17 protein-coding genes are annotated in these 19,069 nt (G+C 71.4%); 3 read left to right on the top strand and 14 right to left on the bottom strand.

All coding sequences use genetic code 11. From position 1 onward, the window contains the following. From H181DRAFT_RS19700 to H181DRAFT_RS19660, 9 genes are all read right to left on the bottom strand, one after another. The coding region (locus tag H181DRAFT_RS19700; protein WP_139131730.1) for a helix-turn-helix domain-containing protein at positions 1 to 166 on the bottom strand (166 nt) is incomplete at its 3' end. 216 nt (positions 167 to 382) lie between these two features. Continuing rightward, positions 383 to 1,951: a sulfatase family protein gene (locus tag H181DRAFT_RS19695; protein WP_078895847.1), complete on the bottom strand. Its 1,569-nt coding sequence runs from the start codon at positions 1,949 to 1,951 to the stop codon at positions 383 to 385. 253 nt (positions 1,952 to 2,204) lie between these two features. Beyond that, entirely contained in the window at positions 2,205 to 3,194 is a 990-nt protein-coding gene (locus H181DRAFT_RS19690; protein ID WP_045865848.1) for a zinc-dependent alcohol dehydrogenase family protein, read from the bottom strand. Further along, positions 3,191 to 4,114: a carbohydrate ABC transporter permease gene (locus tag H181DRAFT_RS19685; RefSeq protein ID WP_045865847.1), complete on the bottom strand. Its 924-nt coding sequence runs from the start codon at positions 4,112 to 4,114 to the stop codon at positions 3,191 to 3,193. Before H181DRAFT_RS19685 ends, H181DRAFT_RS19690 begins: the two co-directional genes overlap by 4 nt. After that, positions 4,111 to 5,091 carry a carbohydrate ABC transporter permease gene (locus H181DRAFT_RS19680; protein ID WP_045865846.1) on the bottom strand — a complete coding sequence of 327 codons (981 nt, stop codon included), beginning with the start codon at positions 5,089 to 5,091 and terminating at the stop codon, positions 4,111 to 4,113. The genes H181DRAFT_RS19685 and H181DRAFT_RS19680 overlap by 4 nt, the downstream gene beginning before the upstream one ends. Then, positions 5,088 to 6,449 (bottom strand): ABC transporter substrate-binding protein, encoded by a 1,362-nt coding sequence (locus tag H181DRAFT_RS19675; protein WP_045865845.1) that lies wholly within the window; start codon positions 6,447 to 6,449, stop codon positions 5,088 to 5,090. The genes H181DRAFT_RS19680 and H181DRAFT_RS19675 overlap by 4 nt, the downstream gene beginning before the upstream one ends. A 129-nt stretch (positions 6,450 to 6,578) precedes the next feature. Next, positions 6,579 to 7,349, bottom strand: coding sequence for a DeoR/GlpR family DNA-binding transcription regulator (locus H181DRAFT_RS19670; protein WP_107068803.1), 771 nt, complete (start codon positions 7,347 to 7,349; stop codon positions 6,579 to 6,581). A gap of 364 nt (positions 7,350 to 7,713) precedes the next feature. Continuing rightward, the gene (locus H181DRAFT_RS19665; protein WP_045865844.1) at positions 7,714 to 9,750 is read right to left on the bottom strand and encodes a DUF5107 domain-containing protein; all 2,037 of its coding nucleotides are present in this window, start codon (positions 9,748 to 9,750) and stop codon (positions 7,714 to 7,716) included. A gap of 264 nt (positions 9,751 to 10,014) precedes the next feature. Further along, positions 10,015 to 10,743 carry a 4'-phosphopantetheinyl transferase family protein gene (locus H181DRAFT_RS19660; RefSeq protein ID WP_045865843.1) on the bottom strand — a complete coding sequence of 243 codons (729 nt, stop codon included), beginning with the start codon at positions 10,741 to 10,743 and terminating at the stop codon, positions 10,015 to 10,017. 57 nt (positions 10,744 to 10,800) lie between these two features. Here H181DRAFT_RS19660 and H181DRAFT_RS19655 point away from each other — a divergent pair, with 57 nt between their 5' ends. The 3 genes from H181DRAFT_RS19655 to H181DRAFT_RS19645 all read left to right on the top strand — a co-directional run bounded on the left by H181DRAFT_RS19655 (position 10,801) and on the right by H181DRAFT_RS19645 (position 13,073). Beyond that, positions 10,801 to 11,781, top strand: coding sequence for an aminoglycoside phosphotransferase family protein (locus H181DRAFT_RS19655; RefSeq protein ID WP_045865842.1), 981 nt, complete (start codon positions 10,801 to 10,803; stop codon positions 11,779 to 11,781). A 552-nt stretch (positions 11,782 to 12,333) separates the two neighbouring features. Then, complete coding sequence (locus H181DRAFT_RS19650; RefSeq protein WP_139131729.1) at positions 12,334 to 12,711, top strand: hypothetical protein; 378 nt, start codon at positions 12,334 to 12,336, stop codon at positions 12,709 to 12,711. 26 nt (positions 12,712 to 12,737) lie between these two features. Then, positions 12,738 to 13,073, top strand: a complete 336-nt coding sequence (locus tag H181DRAFT_RS19645) for a hypothetical protein (RefSeq protein WP_045865840.1) — start codon at positions 12,738 to 12,740, stop codon at positions 13,071 to 13,073. Positions 13,074 to 13,143: 70 nt separating this feature from the next. On the opposite strand, the gene H181DRAFT_RS19640 is transcribed toward H181DRAFT_RS19645, so the two are convergent. The 5 genes from H181DRAFT_RS19640 to H181DRAFT_RS19620 all read right to left on the bottom strand — a co-directional run bounded on the left by H181DRAFT_RS19640 (position 13,144) and on the right by H181DRAFT_RS19620 (position 18,957). Further along, positions 13,144 to 13,653, bottom strand: a complete 510-nt coding sequence (locus tag H181DRAFT_RS19640) for a DinB family protein (protein WP_045865896.1) — start codon at positions 13,651 to 13,653, stop codon at positions 13,144 to 13,146. A gap of 26 nt (positions 13,654 to 13,679) precedes the next feature. Continuing rightward, positions 13,680 to 14,609: a S66 peptidase family protein gene (locus H181DRAFT_RS19635; RefSeq protein ID WP_045865895.1), complete on the bottom strand. Its 930-nt coding sequence runs from the start codon at positions 14,607 to 14,609 to the stop codon at positions 13,680 to 13,682. Between the two features lie 110 nt (positions 14,610 to 14,719). Continuing rightward, entirely contained in the window at positions 14,720 to 16,753 is a 2,034-nt protein-coding gene (locus H181DRAFT_RS29995; protein WP_045865839.1) for a prolyl oligopeptidase family serine peptidase, read from the bottom strand. A 49-nt stretch (positions 16,754 to 16,802) separates the two neighbouring features. Next, positions 16,803 to 18,131 (bottom strand): M20/M25/M40 family metallo-hydrolase, encoded by a 1,329-nt coding sequence (locus H181DRAFT_RS19625; RefSeq protein ID WP_045865838.1) that lies wholly within the window; start codon positions 18,129 to 18,131, stop codon positions 16,803 to 16,805. Further along, on the bottom strand, positions 18,124 to 18,957 hold the full coding sequence (locus H181DRAFT_RS19620; RefSeq protein WP_045865837.1) for a M55 family metallopeptidase: 834 nt from the start codon (positions 18,955 to 18,957) through the stop codon (positions 18,124 to 18,126). Before H181DRAFT_RS19620 ends, H181DRAFT_RS19625 begins: the two co-directional genes overlap by 8 nt. Between the last annotated feature and the right edge of the window lie 112 nt (positions 18,958 to 19,069).

Raw genomic sequence — 19,069 nt, 5'->3', positions numbered from 1 at the left:
TCCCGGCCTCGCCCAACTCCCGGTAGCGGCCTGCCCACCGCCGTGCTGTAGTCGGTGAGACCTGGAACCGTTCGGCCGCCCGCCGCAGAGGCCAGCCCTCCTCGACCACACAGCGGGCCAGACGCAGCCGTCCGGTCTCGGTCAACGGTGCGTTACGGTGCGGCATGAGGGCCTTCCTGGTCGCCAGGTGTGCGGTTTCGTCGCTACACACCAGGCCAGAAGGCCCTCACCCATTTCAAGATCACCTACCGGTGATCACCGTCACCAACCTCCATGGACAGAACACCTAGGGCGTCACGGCGGGACGCACGGCGCGGCCCTGCCCGCAACGCACGGCAGGGCCGCGCCACCGCCCTCTCCCCGGCGCTCGTCGGCGCGGCCGCTATTCGTCGACGCGGGACGCCTCGCGGCAGCTCTCCGAGCCCTCGCAGCTCTTCAACGCCTTCAAGGTGTCGTGCAGTTCGTCGCGGCGGTCGTCCGGGAGGGACGAGATCCGGTTCCGCAGCTGCTCGGGATCGGACTTCATCGAGTAGAACTCGCGGTCGCCGCCCGCGTATTCGACGTACAGCGACTCCGGGGTCCGCAGGGCCTCGTAACTCGGCGGGTCACCGTGGTTCTTCCGGGGGGCGGCGTCCGGATCCCCCTTCTTGGACTTCCCCTTGCGGTGCTCCACCAGCACGGATTCCCGCCAGTCCTCGGGCGTCTTCCCGCGCAGCAGGTCCGTGAGGCCGCTGCCGTCGACCGACGACGGAGGCTTCACGCCCGCCATTTCGAGGAACGTGGGATTGAGATCGGTGTTCTCCGCCATCTGCGGGATCCGCTCGCCCGCGGGCACCGCCGGTCCGGTGACCATCAGCGGCACGTTGATGTCGGTGTCGTAGGCGGTCTGCTTGCCGGGCCTGAGCCGGTGCTCACCCATGTGGAAGCCGTTGTCGGAGCCGAAGACGAAATAGGTCTCGTCCGCGATTCCCTTCTTCTTCAGCTGGTCCTGGAGGTCGCCGATCATCTTGTCGACGGCCTGCACGGAACGCACCCGCTTGGCGAACTTCCGGTCGATCTGCCTCTTCTCCTTCGCGGTGAGCGGCTTCAGGTCCTTCTGCCACTCGGGAGCGGGCGTCGCCGCCTTGTCGTACGCCTCGGTACGGGGCGCCTTCAGCGACGGGTACTCGTCCTTGTCCCTGGGCGCGGGAGTCGACGGCGAGTGCGGCGTGAACGGGTTGATCTGGAGCATGAAGGGCTTCTTCGCCCCGGACGACTTGTCGACGAACGATGACGCCTTCTTCGACAGGACGTCCGTCAGGTAGTCCTCGGGCTCGTTTCCGTAGTGCTTGACGCGGCCGTTCTCATTGAGGTCGTAGTCGAATTCCGGATAGCCGTTGCCGGCGACGGCCCACTCGTCCCAGCCTTTCGGTACGTACGGCCGGGACGTGCCGTTCTTGTCCGCGGGCTGATAGCCGTTGAGGTACTTGCCCATGAATCCGGTCCGGTAGCCGGCGTCCTGGAGCGCGGGCGCGAAGCACTTCTTCTCGTTGCCCTTTTTCATGAAGGCGCCGTAGCCGCCGTCGTCCCCGTTGTTGGTGAAGACACCTGTGTTGTGCGGATACTGCCCCGTGAGGCCGGTCGAGCGGGACGGGCAGCACAGCGAGTCGGTGACGAAGAAGTTCGAGAACGTCGCCCCCTCCTTCTGCATCCGCTGTACGTGCGGCATGTACCGCACGAGGTTCCATGACAGGTCGTCGGTCTGCACATGCACGATGTTCGGCCTGCCGCTCCCGCCCTCGCCGCCGTCGGCGGACGAGGAACTCGCCGCGTCCTTCGCGTCCGTCCCCTGCACGGTCGAACACGACGTCAGCAGCGCGGCGGCGACGGCGAGACACAGTCCCGCGACGGGCGTACGTCCGATGCGTCGGCGCCCTTGGCCCTTGCGGTGTGGACGTTTGCCGGTGGGCATCCGGCCCTCCTCTCCGGTCCTGAACTCTGGTGCGTGCCGCGCATGCTGGACATCGACCTTGTGAGTTCTCTGTGAACCGTCCGTGACGTGGCCCGGGAACGGGAGAGCAGGGCGGTGACGGAGACGGGGCGGAGGATGCGGTCGGGGGCGAGCGGGCCCCGCAGGGTGGTTCCGGACCCGGACGGGGGCCCGCTCATCGCTGCCTGAACTCACCACACGGGGGCGGGAGTTCACCGGCAAGACCGCCACCGCGTCACGGCACGACGACGATCTTCCGCCCCTTGCCTGCGGCGAACTGCTCGAGCGCTCGCGGGTATTCGTCCAGGGGTAGCCGGTCGGAGATGAAGATCTCCGGGTCGAGGAGGCCGCCCGCGAAGAGTTCGGCAGCGCGCTCGTAGCTGTGCAGCACCGCCATGGACCCGGTGATGGTGATCTCCTGGTTGTAGATCTTGTACGGCTCGATGGTCGCCGTCGTCGCGTAGTCGGACACGCCGAACTGCAGGAACGTTCCCGCCTTCGCGACCCGCCCGATGCCGTCCTGGATCGCGGCCGCGTTGCCCGTGGCGTCGACCACCAGGTCCCAGCCCTGGGGGCGGTCCAGCTCGTCGGCCGTCGCGGCCGCCGCGGAGCAGCCCAACCGCCGTGCCGTGGCGAGCCGTTCCTCGTTGAGGTCGAGGACGTCGACGCTCGCCGCGCCGGTGCGCTTGGCCAGTTCCAGCATCATCAGGCCCATGGTTCCGGAGCCGTAGACCAGGACGTGCGAGCCGAGCTGGCTCCTGAGCACGTCGTAGCCGCGCACCGCGCACGACAGCGGCTCGATGAGGGCGGCGTCCTGGGTGCGCACGTGCTCGGGCAGTTTCACGCAGTTGGCGACGGGAGCCACCGCGTACTCGGCGGCGCCCCCCGCCGTGGTCACCCCGATCGCGGCCCAGCGTTCGCAGAGGTTGTTGTGCCCCGTACGGCAGTAGCGGCACTCGTAGCAGTACAGCGACGGGTCGACGGCGACCCGGTCCCCCACCGCGACCTCGCTGACCTCGCTGCCCACGCCGACGACCTCGCCGGCGAACTCATGGCCCGGCACGAGAGGCAGCGAGGGCGCGAACTCGCCCTGCAGGATGTGCAGATCGGTGCCGCACAGCCCGCACGCCGCCACGTCCACGACCACCTGCCGGGGGCCGGGCGCGGGGTCGGGGACGGTGGTGAGCGAGACCCTGCCCGGGGACTCGACGAGCGCTGCCTTCATTTCACTGCTCCTAGGGAAAGGCCCTGGACGAGCTTGTCCTGGGCGGCGAAACCTGCCGCGAGCACCGGCAGGGAGATCACGACCGACGCCGCGCACACCTTGGCGAGGAACAGGCCCTGGCTGGTGATGAATCCGGTCAGGAAGACCGGAGCCGTCTGGGCGACGACGCCCGTGAGGACCCGGGCGAAGAGCATCTCGTTCCAGCTGAAGATGAAGCAGATGAGCGAGGTGGCGGCGATGCCCGGCATGGCGATGGGGGCGACGACGCGGGTGAGGATGGCCGGCAGTCTCGCCCCGTCGATCTGCGCCGCCTCGATCAGCGCGGGCGGCACCTCCGCGAGGAAGGACTGCATCATCCAGACGGCGATCGGCAGGTTCATCGACGTGTAGAGGACGACGAGCAGCCAGACGTTGTCCAGCAGTCCGGTGTTCTTCGCGAAGAGGTAGATCGGCAGCAGCCCGGCGACGACCGGCAGCATCTTCGTGGAGAGGAAGAAGAAGAGGACGTCGGTCCACTTGCGCACGGGGCGGATCGACAGCGCGTAGGCGGCGGGCAGCGCGAGCAGCAGCACGAAGAGGGTGGAAACCACCGACGCCGTCAGCGAGTTGGCGAGCGAGAACCAGGGACTCGGGCCCCCTCCGGCGCCGAAGAACTCGCGGTAGCCGTCGAGCGTGAGGGGCGCCGCCAGGGCGGGCGGGTTCTTGGCGGCGTCGGTCTCCGAGTGCAGCGACGTCAGCACCATCCACAGCACCGGCAGTACGAAGACGACGCCCACGAACCAGGCGACGAGACCCAGTGAGGCGTTCCTGCGGCGGACGCTCTTCGGCGCGGTGTCCGGGGCGGCGCGCCTCCCCGCGGGCTTCGCGGCGGACGTCCCCGCCGGGGCGGCGGACCGGCCGGTGCTCGTTGCGGCGCTCATGAACGGGCCTCCTCGTTGAAGAGGGACGAGACCACCCGCAGCGCGAGGGTGGCGATGACGATGGAGCCGATCACGACGAGCACACCGGCGGCGGACGCGAGCCCGTACTCGTGGCCCTGGTAGAAGGTCTGGTAGATCGTGTACGGCAGGTTGGCGGTGCCGAGTCCGCCCGAGGTGATGGTGAAGACCGCGTCGAAGTTCTGCACGATGTAGACGGTTCCGAGCAGCGCCCCCAGCTCCAGGTAGCGGCGCAGATGGGGCAGCGTGATGTAGCGGAAGACCTGCCAGGCGCTCGCGCCGTCGATCCACGCGGCCTCGACGGCGTCGGAGGGCCGGCTCTGCAGTCCGGCGAGCAGGATCAGCATCATGAACGGCGTCCACTGCCACACCAGTGAGGCCTCGACGGCGCCGAGCGGCATCTCCGCGACCCAGTCGGGCTGCGGGGCGCCGTCGCCGGAGATCCAGTGCAGCACGCCGTTGAAGAGCCCGTACTCCGGGTTGTACAGCACGTGCTTCCACAGCAGCGCCGCCGCCACCGGCACCAGCAGGAACGGCGCGATGAGCATCGTGCGGACGGCGCCGCGGCCCTTGAACCGGCGGTCCAGGAGCAGCGCCAGCAGCATCCCCAGCACGAGGCTGGCGAGCACCACGGTGACGGTCAGCAGGATCGTCGTCAGGACGGACTTGCGCAGCTCCGGATCGCCCAGCACCTCCGCGTAGTTGGCCAGCCCGGCGAAGCTGCGGGCCTCCGGGTAGAGGGCGTTCCAGTCGAAGACGGAGATCACCAGCGTCGCCACCATGGGCAGCTGCGTGACGATGATCAGGAAGATCAGGGCGGGCAGCAGCGGCGCCCGGGTGACCCAGGCGCGCAGCCGGGGGGACGGGGCGGGACGCGCCGGATGCCCGGAGTCCCGTGCGCCGGGCGCCCGTCCGCCGGGCGGGGTCGTGGTGGTCGTCGTGGCCGGTGTGCTGCTCATCGTCCTCGCCCCTCGTACTCCTCGGAGACCTCTAGGGCCAGCTGCTGTGACTTCTTCAGGGCCGTCGCCACGGACTGGCGTCCCGCGATGGCCGCGCTGATCTCCTGGGAGACCTTGGTGCCCAGGTCGGAGAACTCGGGGATGTCGACGAACTGGATCCCGATGGTGGGGCGCCGCTGGACGCCCGGGTCGCGCGGATCCGCCTCGGTGATGGCCTTCCGGGTGGTCTCGCCGAAGGCTCCGGCGGTCTGCTCGTATTCGGGGATGTCGTAGGTGGAGGCCCGCTTCCCCGCCGGCACGTTCGCCCAGCCGAACTCCTCGCCGACGAGGCGCTCGTACTCCTTGCTGGACGCCCAGGAGATGAACTCGTACGCCTTGTCCTGGTTGCGCGACGCCTTCTGCAGGCCCCAGGCCCAGCTGTAGAGCCATCCGGAGGAGGGGGTCTTCACGGTCGGCGCGGGCGCGTAGCCGATCTTGCCCTTGACGGGGGACTTCTCGGCCTCCAGCGAGCCCGCGCCCGACGTCGCGTCGTACCACATGGCCGACTTGCCCTGCGTCATGTTGTTCAGGCATTCGGCGAACCCCGACTGCGTGGCGCCGGACTGCCCGTGCGCGCGGACGAGTTCGACGTAGAACTCGGTCGCCTTCACGAAGGCGGGGTCGGTGAGCCTCGCCTTGTAGTTCTCGTCGAACCACGTGCCGCCGAAGGTGTTGACCACGGTGGTCAGCGGTGCGATCACCTCGCCCCAGCCGGGCAGCCCGCGGAGGCAGATGCCGCTCATGCCCTTCTCGGCGCCGTCGGCCTTCGCGGCGAGCTTCGCGACCTGCGGCCAGGTCGGCTCGGCCGGCATCTTCAGGCCCTTCTTCTCGAAGACGTCCTTGCGGTACATCAGGAAGGAGGACTCGCCGTAGAAGGGTTCCGCGTAGGTCTTGCCGTCCTCGCCCTTCAGCGACTCGCGGATGGGCGGAAGGATGTCCTTCTGGTCGAAGTCCGCGTCCTTCTTCAGGTAGCCGTCCAGCGGCTGGAGCCATTCGTTCTTCGCGTAGATCGGCGCCTCGTAGTTGCTGATCGTGGCGACGTCGTACTGGCCGGCCTGGTTGGCGAAGTCCTGGCCGATCTTGTCGCGTACGTCGTTCTCCGGCAGCGTCGTGAAGTTGACCTTGATGCCGGTCTTCTTGGTGAAGTGCTCGGCTGTGAGCTTCTGGAGCTCGACCATCTGCGGGTTGTTCACCATCAGGACGTTGATCGTGTCGCCGCCTGTGGCGAGGCTGCCCGCGCCGGCGCACGCTGCCATCAGCACGTTGGCGGTTGCCACACCGATGACTGCGCGCGTCCTGCGGCGGCTCTGACTGCGCATGAACGGTCTCCTGGTCATATCGGGGCGAAGCGGGCGGACTTCGGGCGGGAGAGTCGACGGAAGGAGCCGGGAGGGCGTCGAGCCGCCGGCAAGGGGCGGGGGCGGGCCGCGGAGGTGCCCCCTGGCGGGTCAGACGCGGATCACCTGGGGTCCGCGGAGGGAGTAGCGGTGGGCTTCGGCCGCGGGCACTCCGGTCGAGGTGATGATCGTCTCGAAGTCGCCGACCTCGGCGAAGCGGCAGAAGCTCACCGCCCCGAACTTCGTGTGCATGCCCGCGAAGATCCGCCGCCGGGAGGCTCTGACGGCTTGCGCCTTCACCTCGCTGACGGCCGGGTCGGGGGTGGTCAGACCGTGTTCCCGTGAGATGCCGTTGGCGCCGATGAAGGCCAGGTCGATGACGAATCCGGCGAGCATCTTCGTCGTCCAGTGGTCGACGGTGGCCAGCGTCCCGCCGCGCACGCGCCCGCCGAGCAGCAGCACGGTGATCTCCTCCGACGAGGCGAGCGCTCCGGCGGCGGCCAGGGACGCGGTGACCACGGTCAGCGGACGGTCGCGGGGCAGCGCCTCGGCGATGAGCTGCGGCGTGAACCCCTCGTCGATGAAGACCGTCTCCGCCTCTCCGAGGTGTTCGGCAGCGGCGGCGGCGATGCGGCGCTTCTCCGGCACGTGCATGGTGGTGCGGAAGGCCAGGGTCGTCTCGAAGCCCGCGCTCTCCACCGGATAGGCCCCGCCGTGCGTACGGCGCAGCAGTCCGTGCGACTCCAGGACGCGCAGATCGCGGCGGACCGTCTCCTTCGCGACGCCCAGCGTGACGGCGAGTTCCGCGACGTCGACCGAGCCGCCGCGGCGGGCCGCCACGACGATCTCGCGCTGTCGTTCCTCCGCGCTCATGGCCGGCACTCCCCTCTCCGTACGGTCACGGCCGTGCCCGTTCGGGCCCGTGTGGAGAGTTGTACAGCTCCTCGAACTCGGGGACCAGGCCAGGCACTGGCGGGATCGTGCCCGTTTCTGCCCGTTCCACGGGCCCCGTCGCGGCGCCGTGACATGCGCCGACGGGCCTCCGGCGTTCACAGGCGACGCCTGGTGCCGCCGTGGGCGTGCCCGCCGGGCGCCCGTTCCGGCCCGGCGGGACGGTGGCCTGGGTCACCGCCCGCCGGACAGCCCGGGTCCGAACGGTCATCCGGAGCGGTCCGAGGAGACAGACGCGCGCCGTCAGGACTGGGCTGCGCCGTCAGCGCGGGGCTGCCGGGGAAGGCCCGCCCGGTCAGGCGGGGCGCATCCGGAAGTCGTACCGCTCCGGCAGTGGTTCGTCGGTGAGAGCGGCCCACGTCTCGCCGAGCACCTCGTCGCCCTCCCGGAGGTCGTCGACCTCGAAGCCCGCATCGAACACTTCGCGTGCCGCGCCCGTCTCGCCCTCGGCGACCAGCACCTGGGCGAGCAGCAGCCGGTAGCGGCCCCGCTCCCGCGTCTCCGCGGGGAGCCGCTCCAGGACGTCCCGCGCCTGAGCGGGCCGCCCCGCCGCGAGCAGCACGGGTACCGCCTCGCGTACGAGCGCCTCCACCAGCACCGCCGGCGCGCGGGGGGACGCGGCGGCCTCGACGGCGGCCAGCCAGCGCTCGGCCGCCCGCGGCAGCCCCACGCGCGGGTGCGGATCCTGCGCGTCCGCGACCGCCAGGCACCGCAGGGCCCACGGCGTCGCCTCGGCGGCGACGGACCGCTCCCAGCTCCGTACGGCCTGCGCCCTGTCTCCCGCGTGCCACTGCGCGACGCCGAGGTGGTAGTCGGTCGACGGCCCGGAGGGAGCGCACTCCAGCAGATCGCGCCATTCCCGGGAAACCAGGGAGGGGGCCGGGACGCGGGTGGCGGCGGCGCCGTGCCCCGTGGCACCGGGCACCGCCGAGCCGGTCGCCGGGACCTCGGGGAAGCGGCCCTTCGTCAGCAGCTCCAGCCAGGGACGCTGCTCCTCGCCCATCGTCTCCTCGGGGAACGGCGTGCCCGGCAACGCGTAGCCGCCGCGGGCGACTTCGAGCGCGCCCCATCCGGATCCGGCGGCCAGCAGCCCGCCTTCGGGCTCCGCGTCGGCGCACCCTCGCCATGCCTCGTAGGCGGCGTCCACCGCCGCGCGGGGCAGAGCCTCCTCCAGCCGGGACTCGGCGTGGCGGCGGGCCGCCGCCCAGTCCGCGCCGTGCACGGCGGCAGGGTCGGCGTCGAGCGGACCGTACGCCTCCAGCCAGGCGAACTCCTGTCCCGGGCCGAGCGGGACGTGTTCGAGCTGGGTGCGTGCGAGGCCCGCCTGGATCTCGGCGTAGCCGCCGGTGCCCGGCTCGGTCAGCCACTCCTGCCAGCGCCGCCCGCCCGGGCCGTGGCCCCACACGAAGAGCTTGCGTCCGCGCAGCAGCGAGGTGGAGGTCTGCACGAGGCCGGTGCCCTGCGCGTCCAGCGAGGCGATCCACTTACGGGACGAGGCGGGGATCTCGTAGAAGTAGTCGGCGGGGAACTCGCTGGCCGGCGGATACGAGCGGTCCGCGCCGTCCCACTCCGGCACCGGGATGCGGCGCAGGCGGCGCTCGTAGGCGAAGTACCAGGTCTCCTCCGCCGGTACGAGGACGCGCGTGCCCTCGTCCTCCGGCACCGCGATGTTCGACCACCAGTAGACGGGCACAGTCCGGTCGTGCGGGTTGCGGACACGGACGCCCACGTACAGGAAGTCGGAGTTCTCCGGCAGCCACAGATCGACCTGGAACGGGGTGTCGCGCAGCCGCTCCCACTCCCACAGGCGCAGCATCTCTCCCCCGGCTGCCGCCGGGTGGGACCCCGTGCCGGCGGGCGCGGGCACGCGTGCGGCGTGCAGCGGGGCGCAGGAGAGCGTGGTGTGGCCGGTCGCCCCGATGTTCCACTCGACGCCGCCGGAGTACCAGGCACCGTTGAGGGCGAAGTCCGCGGGCTGCAGTACGGGGTTGGTGTACAGCAGGTTCCGTCCGGTCGGCTTGTGGTGGAGCGAGTGGATCCGGCCGCCGTACCCCGGCAGAACGGTCACGCGCAGCTTCTCGTTCTCCAGGACGAGCGCATGGAGGGACGCCGCTGCGCGTTCGCGGGTGTAGCCGTCCAGCACCCGTTCGGGAAGCACCGAGCGCAGCGGCTCGTACCCCACCTGCCGTGCCATCTCGGCAGGCAGCGAAGCCCGTTCGCCCTCGTCGAGCGTGTGCGTCTCGTCGAGGGGGAGCAGCGGCGGCAGCGGGTTCGCGGGGCCGACGGGAGCCGCCGGAAGAGTAAGGGTGGTGGAGCGCAGCGTCGTCGGCACGGCTACCTCGTTCCTCTACGCGGCTGGGGCGCCCGGCTCTCCCGGGCCCCGATGACCATGGAACACGGTGGGCGCCGCGATGACCAGGGCGCATGGGCAGGTCCGTACGGGACGCGTCCGTCCGTACGGGGCGTGTCAGGGGCGGGCGCCGTGCGGTGCGGATTCCGGAACGCGGCGGCGGGTGGCCGGGCGGCCCGCTGTCTTGCGGCCGGTGTCTGGGGGTCGGTGTCTTGCGGCCGGAGCCTGGCGGCCGGCGGCCGGTGCTTACGCGGAGGACGGGGCGCCCGGACGGTCCAGCAGCGCCCAGGCCGCGGCGTAACCGCCGGGGACGGCGACGTCGGCGATCCGCCAGCCCTCCGGCGGCACGGGCACCCGCGACGTGCCCACGTAGGAGACCGCGGGATCCTCGGCGAGTCCGGTGCCCGTGCCCTTGAGGTACGCCTCCTTCCGCGTCCAGCAGCGGGCGAAGGCGACGCCCCGCTCCGCCTCCGGAAGCGCGGCCAGCTCGATCTGCTCCCTGGGGTGGAGGGCGCGCGCGACCTCCGTGACGACCGACGGCTCCTGTTCCTGCTCGACGTCGACCCCGACCGCGGCGCCCGCGAAGGCGAGCACCACGAGGTCACCCGCGTGGGAGAGGGAGAAGTGCAGGGGATCGCCGGGCACGGAGGGACGTCCGTGCGGGCCGCCGCAGACCGGGCAGCGGGCCCGGGTCAGCGGCACCGCGGCGGGCGCCGTGCCGAGCCGCGCCGCGAGTTCGTGGCGCAGCGCCGTATGTGCGACGTGGTAGCGGTCACGGTCCGCCTGAAGCCGGAACGCGGCCGCGCGGGCCCGCTCCTCGCCCGAGAGCAGCGACAGCTCGCCGGCGGCGCGGTCGGCGCACTCGGAGACCCGCAGGACCCGGACGTCGACAGGGGCATCCGGCGCGTCTTCGGACGACAGGCGGCGGCCCGGAACCCGGTCGGCGTCCCACGCTGCTCCGGAAGTGGTCGGCATCCCTTGAAAGTACACTCCCCGAGGCCGTCGCCCCATGCCGCCGGAAGGCTCTCCAGCATGACCCCAGCCGATCTCTTCCCCGACTCGCTTCCCGTGACGACCGCCATGCGGCGCACTGCGAGCGGACGGGACTGGCTGGGCCGGCTCCCTTCCCTGGTCGAGGAGTTGAGGCGGCGTTGGAACCTGCGGCTCGGCTCCCCCTACGAGGGCGGCAGTTGCTCCTGGGTCGCTCCGGCCGAGCGCCGCGACGGGACCCGCGCCGTGCTGAAGGTGACGTGGCCCCACAGGGAGGCACGGCCGGAGGGCGAGGCGCTGCGGCTGTGGGCGGGAGACGGCGCGGTGCGGGTGTACGAGCACGACCCGCGGGAGTACGCGCTGCTCCTGGAGCGCTGCGAACCGGGCACGCAGCTCGGCGAAGCGCTGGAACTGCCGGCCGAGGAACGGCTCGTGACGGGTGCGGGCGTGCTGCGGGCGCTGTGGGACAGCGGCCGCGGGCGGCGTCCCGGACCGGACTCCGCCATCGAGGACCTGGCGGGCGCCACCGGCCGGCTGGCGGACGTACTCGACGAACGGGCAGGCCGCCGCACATGGCCGCCCTCCGCGGACACCGGCCTCTTCCGGCAGGCGTCGTCGCTGCTGCGCGAACTGCCGCGCACCGCACCGCTGGAGACCGTGGTGCACGGCGACTTCAACCCCGGCAACGTGCTGGCGTCCGGCCGCCGGCCCTGGCTGGCGATCGACGCCAAACCCCTGTACGGGGACGTCGCGTTCGACCCCTGGCCCCTGATCCAGCAGATCGACGACCCGTTCGCGTATCCCTCGCCGGAGCGCGTCCTCGCCCGGCGTACGGCGCTCGTCGCCGATGAACTCGGCCTGGACGCGGCCCGCCTGCACGCCTGGGCCATGGCACGCCTCGTCGAGTTCGCGCTGTGGCAGCTCGACGTGGACGGCGGTGACACCGAACACGAAGCGCGGCTGAACCGGACCGTGCGCCTCGTACGGCAAGCCCGCGTCCTCGCCGAGTTGGCCGGCCTCTGATTTGCCGGCCCGGAATCCCGAGGGCGGCGGGACCGGAATCCAGGGCCGCGGCGCGGAGGCAGTCTTCGCGACGGCAACGTGCTTTCCTGCCGCAATTCGACCCCGACAGGCGTCTCGGATATCCCCAACGCGCCGTCACCTAAAGGCAGTTCGTGCTCGCCCCACTCCGGCCCACCCGGCAGTCGGCAATCGGCAATCGGCAATCGGCAATCCGGCAATTGGCGAACGGCGGGAGCATTTTTCGTATGACTTTCCTCTTGCGTGAAAACTTGGAGAACAAGTCATTCCGGCGGCACATCTTGGACATCTGACATCTATCGCATTCCTCCGCCGCTGCGCACAGTGCACGATCAGAGCCATCACCGAGTTCTACGGGGGAATCACATGAGCAAATCTGTATCTCGTCGTGCCGTCGCGGCCGTTGCGGCCGCAAGTGCCGTGCTGCTCCTGGGCGGCACGGACATCGCCTCCGCCCAGACTGCCGCTCAGGCATCCGGATCGGAGTCCGGAACTGTGACGAGCAGCGTCCGGACCGGCGGCACTGACGGGGACGTGAGCACGAAGCGGACCAGGTGGGCCAAGTGCACGGGGACCGTCAACAATCCGCACTGGTCGAAGGGGGGCAAGAGCGTCATCTTCAAGACCCGCCTCAGCTGCAAGGGGAACATCCCCAGGGTCCATGTGCGGGTGCGCGGTCAACTGCTGAAGTGCCCCGGCCTCTGCCCGCCCTCGACCGTCGCGACGTCGGATGAGACGAAGACGGTCGCGGTCAACGGCGGGAACGTGACCTACTACACGCCCAAGCCGAAGGGGAAGAAGATCAGGGGAGACGGCTCCTACCAGGGCAAGGTGACCATGCAGATCACCTCACCCTTCCCGGGCACGAAGGGCAGCGCCGGCAGCAAGCTGGTGAAGGTCGACACGCCGTAGCGGACACCGCGTCGAGGAGAGACCCCGTGAAGTGGGAAGTGCACGCGGAACTGGTCGTCATGGAGGACGGGCTTGATTCCGTAACCCTGACGGAGCGGCTCGCGGCGTGGCTTTCCGCTCACGGGGCCGACGCCTCGCCCCAACTGACCATGGCCGACGGGGGCACGGCCGAGACGCTGGGTGCCGTCTTCGGGATGCCGGCCGAAACGCCCGGACAGGCCGCCGACGCCGCGCTCACCCAGCTGCGAAGCGCCGCAAGCGATCTCGGGGTCCCCGTGGGGCCCGTCGACGAAGTCCTCGTGCGGCGCGCCCACATCGACCCTCGCGCTCCCGTCGCTGAGCGCAGGGGCGAAGGGGCCTGACGTCGGTTCGTCAGCCGTCGCGCCGGTTCACGACCCGACCGTGCCATCGCTGCGACGGCCGCTGCCCGCCCTACTCCCCCGTCGCTCCGTCGGCCAGCTCCCGTGCAACGTCGAGGTGCCCGACGTGCCGCGCGTACTCCTGCAGCAGGTGGAAGAGGATCCACGCCAGCGAGGGCGCCTCCTCCTCCGTGGGGAAGCGGCCACCGAGCCGGGCGTGTGCGTCCAGCCGGGCCTCGCGGACGATCTCCCGTGAGCGGTCGCACTGGGCCCGGAAGGCGGCGACGATATCGGCCACCGGCACCCCGTCCGGAACGCGCCACTTGCCGTCCCCGCCCCTGTCGCCCCACGGGTCCGGAACCTTCTCGGCCTCGAATCCCCAGCACAGCCAGCGGCGTTCGACGTACGTCAGGTGCCGGACGAGCTGGAGCGGCGTCCAGCCCGACGGCAGACGGCTGCCCCGCAGCTCCTCCTCGGAGAGGCCGTCGATCTTCCGCAGCAGCGTGTCCCGGTAGTAGTCGAGATAGCCGCGCAGCAGTACGTGCGGATCGGCCGTCGACGGATCGGGCTCCCCCGGCGGCAGTGGCGGGATGGAGGCTTCGGTGGCGGTCACGTGAGTCCTGGTTCGTCGTAGGTGAGCGTGCGGGCGTCCGCGTCGAGCACGGCCGGAACGCCCAGGGGAAGAGTCGGGGTGGAGGTGCCGTGCCCGAAGCCCATGTCCTCCACGATCGGGACGCCGAGCGGGGCGAGCCGCTCCCGCAGCACTACCCGGACGTCTTCGCGTTCCCCGCAGTCCGTGAACGAACCGAGGGCGATACCGGCGACCCCCTCGAACCAGCCGGAGCGCAGCAGTTGGGTCAGGAGCCGGTCGAGGCTGTAGGGCTGCTGCGCGATGTCCTCCAGCAGTACGATGCCGCCCGCCGCCGAGGGACGCGCGTGGCTGGTGCCCCGCTCCGCCGCCAGCAGCGACAGGTTGCCGCCGAGGGTGACGCCCCGCGCCTGCCCGGGCACGAGGGTGCGGGTGTCCTTCCCGGGCGTCGACGTCAGGACGCTCTCCGGAGCGAAGAGGGTGCTGCGCAGATGCTCACGCGTCGCGCTGTCGGCGAGGAACGAGGCGGTGGCGACCATCGGTCCGTGCAGCGTGGCGAGACCGAGCCGCTGGGCCAGCGCCTCGTGCATGACGGTGAGATCGCTGTAGCCGACGAACACCTTCACCGGCGCGCGGCGCAGTGCGTCCCAGTCGAGGAGGTCGAGGACGCGCTGGGTGCCGTAGCCGCCGCGGGCGGCGATGACTGCCGAGAGCGAAGGGTCGCACCAGGCTTCCTGGAAGTCGCGGGCACGGAGTTCGTCCGCACTCGCCAAGTGGTCCATGGAGGGGTGGGGTTCGAGGACGTGCGGTCCGAGAACGGGCTCGAGGCCCCAGTCACGGAGGACGTCCACACCCGACGCGAGGTTCTCACGCTCCACGGGCCCGCTCGGCGCCACGATCCCCACCCGGTCGCCAGGCCGCAGCCGCCGCGGCCGCGTCAGGGGGCGCACGCTCGCCTCCGCGCCCGCGGAAGGCGACGCGGCGGGGGTCGCGTCGGCGGCCGCGGCGAACGCGGCTCCCGATCGGTCCGCACCCCGGTGCGGTGTCTGCGTCTCATCCGTCACGGCTTCAGCTCCAGTGTGGGTACGTCGCTCCGCTCGATCCCGAACGTCTGGACGTACAGCGACAGTTCCGCCTCGACCGCGCTGATGATGGTCTCCGCGCGGCGGAAGCCGTGCCCCTCCCCCTCGAACGTGAGGTAGGCGTGCGGCACCCCTCGGCCGTCGAGCTGCTCCAGGAAGCGGTCGCACTGGACAGGGGGGCAGATGACGTCGTCGAGTCCCTGCAGCAGCAGGAAGGGCGCCTCGATCCGGTCGGCGTGCTGCATGGGCGAGCGGTCGCGGTAGCGGTCGGGCACTTCCCGCAACGGGCCCACCAGCGACTCCAGGTACTGCGATTCGAAGTCGTGCGTCTCGCCCGTGGCCCATCCGGTGAGGTCGAGGATGGGGTAGCTGATCGTCCCGCACGCGTACAGGGCCGCGGTGTCCGGTGAGGTGAGGGAGGCGGCAGTCGTCCAGCCGCCCGCGCTGCCGCCGCGCAGTGCCAGGCGCCTCGGGTCGGCGCTGCCTTCGGCCGCCAGCTGGCGGGCCGCCGCCGCGCAGTCCTCGACGTCGACGACGCCCCACTGCTCGCGCAGCCGGTTGCGGTAGGACCGCCCGTAACCGGTGGAGCCTCCGTAGTTCACCTCGACGACGCCGATGCCGCGGGAGGTGAAGTAGGCGATCTCCAGGTCGAGTACGAGCGGGGCGCGGCTGGTGGGACCGCCGTGTGCCCACACCACGTAGGGAGGCAGCTCTCCTTCCGGGGCCGCGTAGCCGGGGTGGTGCGGCGGGTAGACGTGGGCGTGGATGTCCCTGCCGCCGGGCCCGGTGAACGTGCGCACCAGCGGCTGCGGGTAGTGGGCCGGATCGACCGGGTCCTCGTGCGCGGCGGCGACGACGACCGCGTGACCGGTGCCCGTGTTCAGCTCGACCACCTCGTAGGAGCTGTGCGGTGAGGCGGCCACCCCGACGACGCGGGTGTCCGTCACCGCCAGGGCGGCCCACTCCGTCCAGGGGCCGGCGGCGTCGGCGATCTCGCCTGTCCGCGGGTCGAGGATGCCCAGCCGCATGGCGCCGCGGCCGTGGAGAGTGGCGATGAGGCCGTCGGCCATCGGGGCGAACCACCTCTGCCCGATGCGCCACAGCCCGCCGGCGAACTCCTCCTCGCGCGGGCACAGAGCGACCCTTCCGCCGGAGCCGCCCGACGCCGCCTCGCCCAGATCGAGGCGCTGCAGGTTCCACCAGCCGGTCTCGTCCGAGGCCAGCAGCAGCGCGCCGTCGGGAGCCCATTCGACCTGGGCGACCGACTCCTCCGGGCCTCCCGCCACGGTCCGCACGTCCGCCAGCTCGCCCCCGCCCGTGACCCTCGCGACCTTCACCAGCGTCCCGTCCCAGGGCATCGCGGGGTGGTCCCAGGCGAGCCAGGCCACACGCCGGCCGTCGGGGGACGGCCGCGGGCCCGTCACGAACCGGCCGGCGTCGCCGGTCAGTTCACGCACGCGCCCCCGGTCCTCGGCGGCGGAGCCGTCCAGGGGGACGGCAGCGAGCAGGCGCCGCACATCGGTCGGCCCCTCACCGGTGAACTCCTCCACGACGCACCACACTTCGGGCCGGGAGCCCTCGGGCTCCACCACGACGGGGTCGCACCAGCGCAACCCTCCGTCGCACACCTCGGAGAGCGGCGTCAGCGGCCTGGGAACGGAGCCGGGGACGTCCGGCTCGTACGCGTAGAGCCGCTGGTCGGCGAAGTGGGTGAAGACCAGCAGCGGCCCGCCCTCGCTCCGGACCGCGCCCGCCCAGGGCTGCCCGCCGTACTCGATCACGCGGTTGCGCACGTTCCACGGCGCGGGCAGCACCGACTCCGCGGCGCCGTCCCCGCCGTCGGCGGGCAGGCGCATCAGCGCGCGGCGTCCTCCCTCGGCCGGCCGCGGTTCCGTCCACCAGATCTCCTCGCCCACTGCGCCGGGGTATTCGGGCCTGCCGTCGTGCGAGGCGACGAGAGAGGCGTCGATCGGGGACGGCCAGGTGCCGTAGGGGGCCGTGGTGGTCGGCATGCGTGAAGCCTCCGGGGACTGGGAGAAGCGGGAGCGGGACGGGGCAGGCTCAGAGCGCGAGCAGCGTGCGGTCCAGGACGCGGACACCGAAGTGGAGGGCGTCCACGGGCACTCGTTCGTCCACGCCGTGGAAGAGCGCCTGGTAGTCGAAGCCCTCGGGCAGCTTCAGCGGTGAGAAGCCGTACCCGGCGATGCCGAGCCGCGAGAACTGCTTCGCGTCGGTGCCGCCCGACATGCAGTACGGCACGACGTGCGCCCCGGGGTCGTGGTACTCCAGCGCCTCACGCATCGCCGCATACGCCGGTGAGTCCACGGGGGCCTGCAGCGCGACCTCGCGGTGGTGGAACTCCCACTCGACGTGCGGGCCGGTGAGGCGGTCGAGGGTCTCGGTGAACTCCGCCTCCCCGCCCGGCAGGATCCGCCCGTCGACGTACGCGGTGGCGGTGCCGGGGATGACGTTGACCTTGTAACCGGCGTTCAGCATCGTCGGGTTGGTGCTGTTGCGCACCGTCGGCTCCACGAGGGGGGAGGCGGGGCCGAGGTCGGCGAGGAGCTTGTCGGCGTCGAAGTCCGGGGCGTCCACGTCCGGTTCGGGCAGTCCGCGGACGGCGGCCAGGGTCTTCAGCGCGGCCTGCACGGTCGGCGTGAGCCGCTGCGGCCACTCGTGCTCACCGATCCGGGCGATCGCGGCGGCGAGCCGGCTGACCGCGTTGGCGCGGCTGATCTTCGAACCGTGCCCCGCCTTGCCGTGTGCGGTGAGCTTGAGCCAGGCCGTGCCCCGCTCACCCGCCGCCACGGGGTACAGCCGCATCCCGTCGCCGGTGTGGAAGGTGAAGGCGCCTGATTCGCTGATGCCTTCCGTGCAGCCCTCGAAGAGGTCCGCGTGCTGCTCGGCGAGGTACTCGGAGCCGTACTCCGCGCTGTCCTCCTCGTCGGCGGTGAAGGCCAGGACGACGTCACGGCGCGGGCTGACACCGGCCCGGGCCCAGGCACGCACGGCGGCGAGCACCATGGCGTCCGCGTTCTTCATGTCGATGGCGCCGCGTCCCCAGACCACGCCGTCCCGGATCTCCCCGGAGAAGGGGTGCACGCTCCAGTCGGCGGGCTCCGCGGGCACCACGTCGAGATGGCCGTGCACGAGCAGGGCGTCCGCGGAGGGGTCGCTGCCCGGGACTCTGGCCACCACGTTGGTCCGCCCCGGGGCCTTCTCGATCAGGCTGGGCTCGATGCCCGCGTCGGAGAGCCGTTCCGCCACGTACTCGGCGGCCGGACGCTCCGAACCCTCGCCGCCGCCGCGGTTCGTGGTGTCGATGCGGATCAGCTCGGAGGTGAAGGTCACCGCCTCGTCCAGGGCCCGCTGGTCGATGTGCTCAGCCATACTGCTCCTCCACCGCTGACGAGACGAGCGTCGTCACTGCTTTGAAAGTCCGGATTCCTTCGTACATGTCCGGCGACGTGTAGGCCACGCGGCGCTCCCCCGTCACCTCCACGCCGGGGACCACGCTGGCGGCTCCGGCCAGGTGCTCGGCGTCGAACTCCAGCTCCACGGTGTGCTCCTGAGGCTCCGCCGGGCTCGTGCGCACCGCCAGCTGCGCCGCGCTCGCCGCGGCCTCCCTGATGTCGGCCGCGGTACGCCGCGGGGTGCGGCACACCGCCGCGTACCGCGACACGTAGTCCTTCACGGCGACGCCGAAGGCGTCGGGCGCATAGCCCTTCGCGTCCTCGACGGTGCGGTCGTCGCCCGTCACCAGGACCACGGGGACGCCGAACTCCTCGACGACCAGGGCGTTGAGGAGCCCTTCGCTCGCCCGCGCGCCGTCGACCCAGACCCCCGTGATCGAGTTGGCCAGGTAGGTGTGGGCGAGCACCCCTTCCGTCCCCGCCCCCGTGTGGTAGCCGACGAACGCGATGCCGTCCACGTCGCCGTGCTGGACGCCCTCGACCATGCTGAGCGACTTGTGGCGCCCGGTGAGCATCTGCGCCCGGTCGTCGAGTTGTTCGAGCAGGAGGTTGCGCATGGACCAGTGCGCCTCGTTGATGAGCACCTCGTCGGCGCCGCCGTCGAAGAAGCCCTTCACCGCCGCGTCGACGTCCGAGGTGAACATGGGGCGGCAGCGCTCCCACTGGGGCGTGCCCGGCAGGACGTCCGCAGGCCAGGTGACACCGGTGGCGCCTTCCATGTCGGCGCTGATGAGGATCTTCATGCCGGGAACGTTACGCGGTGCGCAAACCCCATGACACCCCTGTGGATAACTCCTGTGGTCTCTACCACTGACCGGCCCGGCTTCTCCCCTCTGACCTGCCCCTTCACAGGAA

It is taken from the genome of Streptomyces sp. WMMB 714 (assembly GCF_900090125.1).
Lineage (GTDB): Bacteria > Actinomycetota > Actinomycetes > Streptomycetales > Streptomycetaceae > Streptomyces > Streptomyces daqingensis.
The sequence above is the reverse complement of the archived record's forward strand: the minus strand, read 5'-3'. Positions and strand labels throughout refer to the sequence as shown.

What these genes read in the sequence shown, in the direction of transcription:
- H181DRAFT_RS19625 (WP_045865838.1), bottom strand. Translation starts at nt 18,131, where the DNA reads ATGGCTGAGCACATCGACCAGCGGGCCCTGGACGAGGCGGTGACCTTC.
- H181DRAFT_RS19660 (WP_045865843.1), bottom strand. Translation starts at nt 10,743, where the DNA reads ATGCCGACCACTTCCGGAGCAGCGTGGGACGCCGACCGGGTTCCGGGC.
- H181DRAFT_RS19620 (WP_045865837.1), bottom strand. Translation starts at nt 18,957, where the DNA reads ATGAAGATCCTCATCAGCGCCGACATGGAAGGCGCCACCGGTGTCACC.
- H181DRAFT_RS19680 (WP_045865846.1), bottom strand. Translation starts at nt 5,091, where the DNA reads ATGAGCAGCACACCGGCCACGACGACCACCACGACCCCGCCCGGCGGA.
- H181DRAFT_RS19655 (WP_045865842.1), top strand. Translation starts at nt 10,801, where the DNA reads ATGACCCCAGCCGATCTCTTCCCCGACTCGCTTCCCGTGACGACCGCC.
- H181DRAFT_RS19695 (WP_078895847.1), bottom strand. Translation starts at nt 1,951, where the DNA reads ATGCCCACCGGCAAACGTCCACACCGCAAGGGCCAAGGGCGCCGACGC.
- H181DRAFT_RS19675 (WP_045865845.1), bottom strand. Translation starts at nt 6,449, where the DNA reads ATGCGCAGTCAGAGCCGCCGCAGGACGCGCGCAGTCATCGGTGTGGCA.
- H181DRAFT_RS19690 (WP_045865848.1), bottom strand. Translation starts at nt 3,194, where the DNA reads ATGAAGGCAGCGCTCGTCGAGTCCCCGGGCAGGGTCTCGCTCACCACC.
- H181DRAFT_RS29995 (WP_045865839.1), bottom strand. Translation starts at nt 16,753, where the DNA reads ATGCCGACCACCACGGCCCCCTACGGCACCTGGCCGTCCCCGATCGAC.
- H181DRAFT_RS19685 (WP_045865847.1), bottom strand. Translation starts at nt 4,114, where the DNA reads ATGAGCGCCGCAACGAGCACCGGCCGGTCCGCCGCCCCGGCGGGGACG.